Consider the following 8,051-nt stretch of genomic DNA (forward strand, 5'->3'; position numbering starts at 1 on the left):
CTTGTCCTGACGCACGGCTATTTCTGCGTCCACACCCAACTTCTGCGTGACGCAGAAGTTGGGGTTCAGGCGTCGAGCAGGGGGAATCGTTCGATGATCTCGTGCCGCCCCGGGCCGACACCGATGGCGGACACCCGCGCGCCGATGAGCTCCTCGACTCGCAGCACATAGGCCTGAGCAGCGGCAGGCAGGTCCTCGAAGGTGCGACACCCCGAGATGTCCTCCCACCAGCCGTCCATGAGTTCATAGATCGGCTTGGCGTGGTGGAAGTCGCTCTGCCCCATCGGCATCTCGTCGAAGCGGACCCCCTCGACGTCGTAGGCGACACAGATCGGCACCTGCTCGAAGCCGGTCAGCACGTCGAGCTTGGTGATGACGAAGTCGGTCACCCCGTTGATCCGCGTGGCATAGCGGCCGATGACCGTGTCCATCCAGCCACAGCGGCGCGGTCGCCCGGTCGTCGTGCCGTACTCGACGCCCGTCTTGCGCAGCGTCTCACCGTCGTCGTCGAAGAGCTCGGTCGGGAAGGGACCCTCCCCCACGCGCGTCGTGTAGGCCTTGAGGATCGCGATGACGCGCGACACCCGAGTTGGGGGGATGCCGGAGCCGGTGCACGCCCCGCCCGCCGTCGCCGAGGACGAGGTGACGAAGGGATAGGTCCCGTGGTCGACGTCGAGGAGCGTCGCCTGGCCCGCCTCCAGCAACACGTTCGAACCAGCGTTGAGCGCCTTCTCGAGCTCCAACGCGGTGTCACGAACCATGGGTCGCAAGCGCGCGGCATACGAAAGGAGTTCTGCGACAACGAGATCGACGTCGACGGCCCGCGTGTTGTAGATCTTGACGAGCACCTGATTCTTGACGGCGAGGGCCGCCTCGACCTTCTGGCGCAGGATCCCTTCGTCGAAGAGGTCCTGGACGCGGATGCCGATGCGATTCATCTTGTCGGCGTAGGTCGGGCCGATGCCGCGACCGGTCGTGCCGATCTTGCGCTTGCCGAGGAATCGCTCGGTCACCTTGTCGAGGGTGCGGTTGTAGGGCGCGATGATGTGGGCGCTCCCGCTGACGATGAGGCGGGAGGTGTCGACGCCACGCGCCTCGAGCCCGTCGAGCTCCTTGAAGAGCACCTCGAGATCGATGACGACGCCGTTGCCGATGACGGGCACGACGTTGGGCGAGAGGATGCCGGAGGGCAGCAGGTGCAGTGCGTACTTCTCGCGCGTGCCGTCTTCACCCTCGATGACGACGGTGTGGCCGGCGTTGTTGCCGCCGTTGAATTTCACGACGTAATCGACGTCGCTGCCCATGAGATCGGTCGCCTTGCCCTTGCCCTCGTCGCCCCATTGGGCGCCCACGAGCACGATCGCCGGCATCGAAGTCCCTTCCGTTGCGTTGTGCGCACCGCTCCCCTGGGTATGCCGCGGGGTGCCGCGCCGCATGCGTGAGGCCTCGCGCGACGCGAGGCCTCGGTGCACCCCAGCCTAGCGCCCCACGATCGACGTCGACTTCTCTCGCTGACCAACAGCCAGACCCAGTTGGTAGCGCGTATCCGCACCGTGGACGGCCATGATCGAGGCAATGCGACGCCGCACCGTACGCAGGCCCAGACCCATGAGACGCGCGATGACCTCGTCCTTGAAGCCCAGGGCGAGCAACTCGAGCAGGCGGTCGTCGTCCTTGTGATCACCAAGGGCCGCGACAATCGGCTGGGCATGGGCCCACAGCAGGTCGAAGTAGGCGGCGTGCAGGCGCACGACGAGGGGGTCGCGCGAGATGACATACCCGGCCTCGGGAATCCCCCACTGCGCCAAGGCCACGACGGCCTCGTCACCGAAGACGGCGAACTCGGTCTCGACATCGGGCAGCATCCGCTGCACCTCACCAACCGACTGCCACGACTGCATCCAACGCACCGATGAGGGGGAGTCGAGAACGTGCGCCGGGTAGAGAGTGCGCTGCACCATGCCGGCCCGCATCCGGTCCTGGGTCTCGCGCATGTTGGCCTCATCGAGGGCCGGCCCCTCGTCGAGGAGCATGACGAGGTTTCGGAGCTCACCCTGGAGGCGAGCGGTGAGCCCGGCGACGGTCGGCGCGGCGAGGTCCGGCAGGAGCGCCTCCCACGCCGAACCGGCGATCCCGCCCGGAGGAGCCACGACCAGGCGGAGCAGCTCGTTGACGCGGGCCAGGTCGCGTCGGCGCGCCTCCATGCGCACCGTCTCCTGGGCCAGCATGGCGGCGAGTTCCTCGCGGGCCTGTGCGGCGGTCGCCACGGTGGTGGCCGCTGGTGGCGTCGGTCGCGTCATCAGAACCCCTCCAGATTTGGCATTTTCCTGCCACGTGCACCTTAGTGCCTCTTTTTTGGAGACTGTGCATGCACAATGGTCGTGTTGCCGCGTTGCAGGGGACGTTCGCAACATGCTGCGCCTCAGTGCGCGAGCTCCTGGCAGGGGGCTGAAGGGGCCTGACCCAACAAGGGTCGGGCCCCTTCCACTGTCCCGGCCCGTCTGTGTCGGCTTGCCTGTCCCAGCCCCCTGACTGGTGCGTCCTCAGAGGTCGAGCGCGCGGGCTCCCTCGGCCGACGATGCGCGCAGGAACTCCTCACAGCGGTGGCGCTCGTCCTCCTCGCCGATCTCCCGGGCCGCCTTGGCCAGTGCCGCGAGCGCGCGCAGGAAGCCCCGGTTCGGCTCGTGCTCCCACGGGATCGGTCCCTGCCCTCGCCACCCGGCGCGGCGCAGAGCGTCGAGCCCCCGGTGGTAGCCGGTTCGCGCATACGCATAGGCCTGCACCGGGTGGTCGGCCTCGAGCGACGCCTCGGCCAGGACCGCCCAGGCCAGACTCGACGCCGGATGGGCGGCAGCGACCCGGCCTGGCCGCTCCTCACCGGCGGCGATCATCGCGGCGGCCGGGTCCTCGGGCAGCAGGGTCGGCGGGATTCCGAGCAGGTCAGTCATGGGCCGAGCCTATGTCCCTCCACGCGTATGCCGCCCGCTCACCGAGGGTGAGCGGGCGGCATACATGGTCATCGCCTTGCGTCCGGCAGGTGGCCGCTCCAGGCGCCAACCTGCCGGACGTCACGGTGAGGGTCAGGCGTGCGTGCCCGCCGAGCGCAGGTTCTGGCAGGCCTCGACGACGCGGGCGGCCATGCCGGCCTCGGCGTCCTTGCCCCACGCACGCGGGTCGTACTGCTTCTTGTTGCCGACCTCGCCGTCGATCTTCAGGACGCCGTCGTAGTTCTTGAGCATCCAGTTCGCGACCGGGCGAGTGAAGGCGTACTGCGTGTCGGTGTCGACGTTCATCTTCACCACGCCGTAATCGACGGCGTCGGAGATCTCCTGCGGCAGCGAGCCCGAGCCGCCGTGGAAGACCAGGTGGAAGGGCTTGGACCCGGCGGCCAGGCCCAACTCTGCCGCGGCGGCGTCCTGCGCGGCCTTGAGGACCTCCGGGCGGAGCTTGACGTTGCCCGGCTTGTAGACGCCGTGGACGTTGCCGAAGGTGAGCGCGGTCATGTAGTAGCCGTTCTCGCCGGACCCGAGCGCACGCACGGTGGCGATGGCGTCCTCGGGCGTCGAGTAGAGCTTGTCGTTGATCGCGTTCTCGACCCCGTCCTCCTCGCCGCCCACGACGCCGACCTCGATCTCGAGGATGATGTTGGCCGCCTTGCAGGCCGCGAGCAGCTCCTCGGCGATCTGCAGGTTCTCGGCGAGCGGCACGGCGGAGCCGTCCCACATGTGGCTCTGGAAGATCGGCAGGCCGCCAGCCTTGACGCGCTCGGTGCTCGCCGCGATGAGCGGGCGGACGAAGCCGTCGAGCTTGTCCTTCGGGCAGTGGTCGGTGTGGAGGGCGATGTTGACGGGGTAGTTCTTCGCGACCTCCTCGGCGTAGAGGGCGAGGGCCTTGGCACCGGTCACCATGTTCTTGATCGTCGAGCCCGAGGCGTATTCCGCGCCACCGGTCGAGACCTGGATGATGCCGTCCGAGCCGGCCTCGGCGAAGCCACGGATGGCGGCGGTCACGGTCTGGCTGGAGGTGATGTTGATGGCCGGGTAGGCGAACGAGCCGTTCTTGGCCCGGTCGAGCATGTCGGCGTAGACCTCGGGGGTGGCGATGGGCATTGCTTCTCCTCGTGAGCGGGATCACTTTCCGCCTCCGATCCTCCCACTCGGCGGGTGACGGCGCGCAAGGGATCGGCACATGGACGGATCGCCCGCCGTCTTCCCACGGATCGAGACGCCGCGGGTCTCGGCGCGGCAGGATGCGCTCCATGGACGTGGGGGCGCTCGCCGAGGCGACACCGGACAGCCGCAACCGGGTCGTCGACTTCCTGCGGGCCCTGGCGATCCTCGTCGTGGCCTTCGGGCACTGGACCGCGGCGGCCGTGGTCGTCCGCGACGGCAGCCTGGTCCCCGACCAGATCCTCAACCTGGCCACCTGGACCCATCCGTTGACGTGGGTGATCCAGGTGATGCCGGTCTTCTTCATGGTGGGCGGCTACGCGAATGCGTTGTCCTGGCGCTCTGCTCGCCGTCGCGGCGAGGGGTATGCCGCGTGGTTGCGTTCGCGCCTGCGTCGCCTCGGCACCCCCGTGATCCCGCTCCTGATCGTGTGGCTGGCCATCGCCTCGATTGCGTATGCCGCGGGCGTGCCGGGCGGAACCCTGCGCACCGCCTCACAGGTGGCGCTGGTGCCGACGTGGTTCCTCGCCGCCTACGTCATGGTCGTGGCGCTCGCGCCGGCGGCCCTCGCGCTGTGGGAACGACTGGGGTGGTGGGCCGTGGCCGGGTTCCTGCTGCTGGGTGGCCTGGTGGACCTCGTGAGCATCCGGACCGGGAGCGATCTGTCAGGTTTCCCGAACTATGTCATCGTGTTCGGCGCGGTCCACATGATCGGGTTCGCCTGGCTCGACGGGCGACTGCACGGCATACGAATTCGGTTGCTGCTGGCCGCGATCGGTGCGGTGGGCACTGTCCTGCTCGTCTGGCTCGGCCCCTACCCGGTGTCGATGGTGGGCCTGGACAACGCCACTTTCAACAACTCCTTCCCGACCCGTGTCACCCTCGGCTTCCTCGGGCTCCTGCAAGGTGGCCTGTTGCTCGCTCTCGAGCCGGTGCTCGAGCGGTGGTTGCGCCGGCCGAAGCCGTGGCGGTTCACGATCCTCGTCAACGCGCGGATCATGACGCTCTACCTGTGGCACCTCACGGCGATGGTGCTGGTCATCGGGGTCTCGTTGGCACTGGGCGGTTTTGGCTTGCACAGCGAACCGTTGTCCGGGGCCTGGTGGGCGACACGGCCACTCTGGTGGGCCGTGCTCGCGGCGGTGACGATCGGCTGCATCGCCGTCTTCGGGCGCTTCGAATCACCGGCCAAGGATGAGCGGCCGGCCCCGCCCGCGTGGCTCGCCGTCCTCGCCTGTGTCGCCATGTGCGCGGGTCTCGGCGTGATGGCGATGTTCGGAATCGTCGACAGAGACGGGGTGAACTGGTGGTGGCCACTCGTGCCGATCGCGGGTCTCACCCTGACCGGGATGATCCCCTTGGGTCGAGGACGCACGGGGTCGTCGTCGTCACTTGGTGCAGGCCGAGCCGGGTGAGGATCGGCCGACTGTCTGGTGAGGTGTCCACCCGCACGTAGGGGTGTCCGGCGTCGAGGGCCAGGCGTGCCCGGTATGCCGTGAGGGCGCGATAGAGCCCCCGCCCGCGCCACTGCGCATGCGTTGTCCCACCCCACAACCCGGCGAAGTCCACACCCGGCGTGAGCCGGAGCGCGGCATACGAAATGACGCGTTGGAGCCCGCCAATCTCCTCGGCGAGAACGGGTCTGAGCAAAGCGGGGTCGCGTTCCTGCTCCGCCCGCAGCGCGTCGTTGACCCAGCTCGACGCGGTGCCCCACACCCCGTCCATGAGGACGCGGACCCGTTCCCAGTCCTCGCCGGCGAACTCACGGATCCGCACGCCCTCCGGTGCCGCGATGTCATCGACCAGGTCAGCGGCCTCACCGAGCATGACGACCTCGACGTCGCCGGCCTCGAACCCGTGCCGGACGAGTCGATCGACGAGGTCGGCCGGCTCGTCGTCGGCATAGGTCTTCCACTCGAAGGCCTGGCCACGCCCGGTGAAGAAGTCGACTTCCGCAGCGATCGCTGCCTCGATCTGCTCCTCGTCGTCCCCGAGCCCGAGGGGGGACTCGATCGTCGCGCCGTCCCACTCGGGATTCTCGGGATAGGTGCGATGGACCAATCCGACGCGTTCGGTGATGTCGAACGGTCCGCCGTCCTTCTGGGCCAGCCGGACCTGTCGGCGGAACTCGGCGAGGAGAGCCTCGGGGGTCACCGTCAGTCCTTGCGTTCGGAGAGGAAGTCGAGGAAGGACAGTACCTGGGCCTCGGTAAGGCCGTGACCGAGGGGTTTGGTGGACAGGCTGCGGATCTTGGGCGATGGTCGGAACTGGACCTCGACCGGCACGTGGACGACCTCGGTGGACAGGAAGACCGGCATCACGCACCGGTGAGGCGAGACGTCCCGCCGGCGGCACTCGCCGAGGCCGAGGCCATCGAGGGCGCCAAGCGTGGTGACCGCCACGCAGTGACATCGCTCAGGCGTGTTGTTCGATCCATGCGTGCATGGCGATGGCCGCGGCGGCGCCGGCGTTGATGGAGCGGGTCGACCCGAACTGCGTGATGTGCAGGATCACCTCGCACACCTCGCGCATCGCGTCTGACAACCCGGGCCCCTCCTGGCCGAAGGCGAGCACGCACGCCCGCGGCACGGCATACCCCTCGATGGGGATGGAACCGGGCACGTTGTCGATCCCGAGGATGGGTATGCCGCGACCCTCGCCCTGGTGCGCCGCCCACGTGGCCAGGTCGTCGGCTGTGCCGTGATGGATCTCGTGCTGGTAGCGATCGGTGACCATCGCGCCCCGACGGTTCCAGCGACGCTTGCCGACGATGTGGAAGGCGGCGACATTGAAGGCGTTGGCGGTGCGGACGATCGAGCCGATGTTGAAGTCGTGCTCCCAGTTCTCGATCGCGATGTGCAGCGGGAAGCGAGTGCGGTCGAGGTCGGCGACGATCGCGTCGTGCCGCCAGTAACGAAAGCGGTCCTCGACGTTGCGCCGGTCACCCTCGCGCAGCAACTCGGGGTCGAGGCGCGCGTCCTCGGGCCACGGGCCCGTCCAGGGACCGACGCCCACTTCTCGCTCCGGTGACTCGACCACAGCGCCACGATAGGGCGCGTCCAGCGCGCACCCAGAGAAGGCCCATACCCTTGTCAGGTGATCGCCGACGTGCTGACGATGCTCCCTGCTGCCCTGCCCACCTCGCTCGGCCCGAGCTGGATGGACCCCGCGTGGCTCCTCGAGCGCTTCGGCACCGAGTTCTTCGTCATCGCTCTGGTCATCGTGTTCATCGAGTGCGGCCTGCTCTTCCCGATCCTGCCCGGCGACTCGCTGCTCTTCGCCGTCGGCCTGTTCGTGGCCGGCGGCAACCTCCACGTGAGCCTCCCCGTGGCCCTCGTCGGGCTCTTCGTGGCCGCGATCGGCGGCAACATCGCGGGCTACGAGATCGGGAGAGCCATCGGACCGAAGTTGCGCCAGCGCGACGGGCGCATCATCAAGCGCAAGTACTTCGACCAGACCGAGAAGTTCTTCGACAAGCACGGCAACAAGGCCCTGGTCATCGGTCGCTTCGTCCCGATCGTGCGCACCTTCGTGACGGTCGTCGCGGGCATCGGCCGGATGGACCGCAAGCGCTTCTTCACCTGGTCGGCCGTGGGCGCCGTCCTCTGGGTCTTCGGCCTCGTGCTCGCCGGCTACTTCCTGGGCGCGGCCTTCCCCGTCCTCGGCGAGCAGATCGACAAGGCGGTCATCGTCATCGTCTTCCTGTCCGTGCTGCCGATGCTCTTCGAGTGGTGGAAGCACCGCAAGGAGGCCAAGGAACTCGGCGAGATCCGCGAGGAGATTGTCGACATCGTCAAGGACGAACTCGACTGATCTTGGGCCGACCGAAAGCTCACAATTGTGCAGTTTCGGGATCAGCCGACCGAAAACTCACAATTGTGC

Annotated in this window: 9 protein-coding genes; 2 read left to right on the top strand and 7 right to left on the bottom strand. The window is 68.1% G+C overall.

The genetic code is table 11. The annotated features are described in order from the left end of the window. Nucleotides 1-65: 65 nt before the first annotated feature. From BN10_RS07360 to fbaA, 4 genes are all read right to left on the bottom strand, one after another. A complete protein-coding gene (locus BN10_RS07360; RefSeq protein ID WP_010850588.1) occupies nt 66-1,370 on the bottom strand; it encodes an adenylosuccinate synthase in 1,305 nt (434 codons plus the stop codon). 108 nt (nt 1,371-1,478) lie between these two features. After that, nucleotides 1,479-2,300 (bottom strand): helix-turn-helix domain-containing protein, encoded by an 822-nt coding sequence (locus BN10_RS07365; protein ID WP_010850589.1) that lies wholly within the window; start codon nt 2,298-2,300, stop codon nt 1,479-1,481. A 243-nt stretch (nt 2,301-2,543) separates the two neighbouring features. Beyond that, nucleotides 2,544-2,948 (bottom strand): DUF3151 domain-containing protein, encoded by a 405-nt coding sequence (locus tag BN10_RS07370; RefSeq protein WP_010850590.1) that lies wholly within the window; start codon nt 2,946-2,948, stop codon nt 2,544-2,546. A gap of 132 nt (nt 2,949-3,080) precedes the next feature. Continuing rightward, a complete protein-coding gene (gene fbaA, locus BN10_RS07375) occupies nt 3,081-4,109 on the bottom strand; it encodes a class II fructose-bisphosphate aldolase (RefSeq protein ID WP_010850591.1) in 1,029 nt (342 codons plus the stop codon). 149 nt (nt 4,110-4,258) lie between these two features. Here fbaA and BN10_RS07380 point away from each other — a divergent pair, with 149 nt between their 5' ends. Beyond that, a complete protein-coding gene (locus tag BN10_RS07380; protein ID WP_010850592.1) occupies nt 4,259-5,584 on the top strand; it encodes an acyltransferase family protein in 1,326 nt (441 codons plus the stop codon). On the opposite strand, the gene BN10_RS07385 is transcribed toward BN10_RS07380, so the two are convergent. Genes BN10_RS07385 through BN10_RS07395 form a run of 3 tightly spaced genes read right to left on the bottom strand, consistent with a single transcriptional unit; the run spans nt 5,505 to nt 7,208 of the window. Beyond that, nucleotides 5,505-6,323 (bottom strand): GNAT family N-acetyltransferase, encoded by an 819-nt coding sequence (locus BN10_RS07385; RefSeq protein WP_010850593.1) that lies wholly within the window; start codon nt 6,321-6,323, stop codon nt 5,505-5,507. The genes BN10_RS07380 and BN10_RS07385 overlap by 80 nt on opposite strands. A 2-nt stretch (nt 6,324-6,325) precedes the next feature. After that, the gene (locus BN10_RS07390; RefSeq protein ID WP_010850594.1) at nt 6,326-6,571 is read right to left on the bottom strand and encodes a hypothetical protein; all 246 of its coding nucleotides are present in this window, start codon (nt 6,569-6,571) and stop codon (nt 6,326-6,328) included. 13 nt (nt 6,572-6,584) lie between these two features. Continuing rightward, nucleotides 6,585-7,208 (bottom strand): TrmH family RNA methyltransferase, encoded by a 624-nt coding sequence (locus tag BN10_RS07395; protein ID WP_010850595.1) that lies wholly within the window; start codon nt 7,206-7,208, stop codon nt 6,585-6,587. Nucleotides 7,209-7,265: 57 nt separating this feature from the next. Here BN10_RS07395 and BN10_RS07400 point away from each other — a divergent pair, with 57 nt between their 5' ends. Next, a complete protein-coding gene (locus BN10_RS07400; RefSeq protein WP_010850596.1) occupies nt 7,266-7,982 on the top strand; it encodes a DedA family protein in 717 nt (238 codons plus the stop codon). Nucleotides 7,983-8,051 lie beyond the last annotated feature (69 nt).

It is taken from the genome of Phycicoccus elongatus Lp2 (assembly GCF_000367525.1).
GTDB lineage: Bacteria > Actinomycetota > Actinomycetes > Actinomycetales > Dermatophilaceae > Phycicoccus_A > Phycicoccus_A elongatus.

What these genes read in the sequence shown, in the direction of transcription:
- fbaA (WP_010850591.1), bottom strand. Translation starts at nt 4,109, where the DNA reads ATGCCCATCGCCACCCCCGAGGTCTACGCCGACATGCTCGACCGGGCC.
- BN10_RS07365 (WP_010850589.1), bottom strand. Translation starts at nt 2,300, where the DNA reads ATGACGCGACCGACGCCACCAGCGGCCACCACCGTGGCGACCGCCGCA.
- BN10_RS07380 (WP_010850592.1), top strand. Translation starts at nt 4,259, where the DNA reads ATGGACGTGGGGGCGCTCGCCGAGGCGACACCGGACAGCCGCAACCGG.
- BN10_RS07360 (WP_010850588.1), bottom strand. Translation starts at nt 1,370, where the DNA reads ATGCCGGCGATCGTGCTCGTGGGCGCCCAATGGGGCGACGAGGGCAAG.
- BN10_RS07370 (WP_010850590.1), bottom strand. Translation starts at nt 2,948, where the DNA reads ATGACTGACCTGCTCGGAATCCCGCCGACCCTGCTGCCCGAGGACCCG.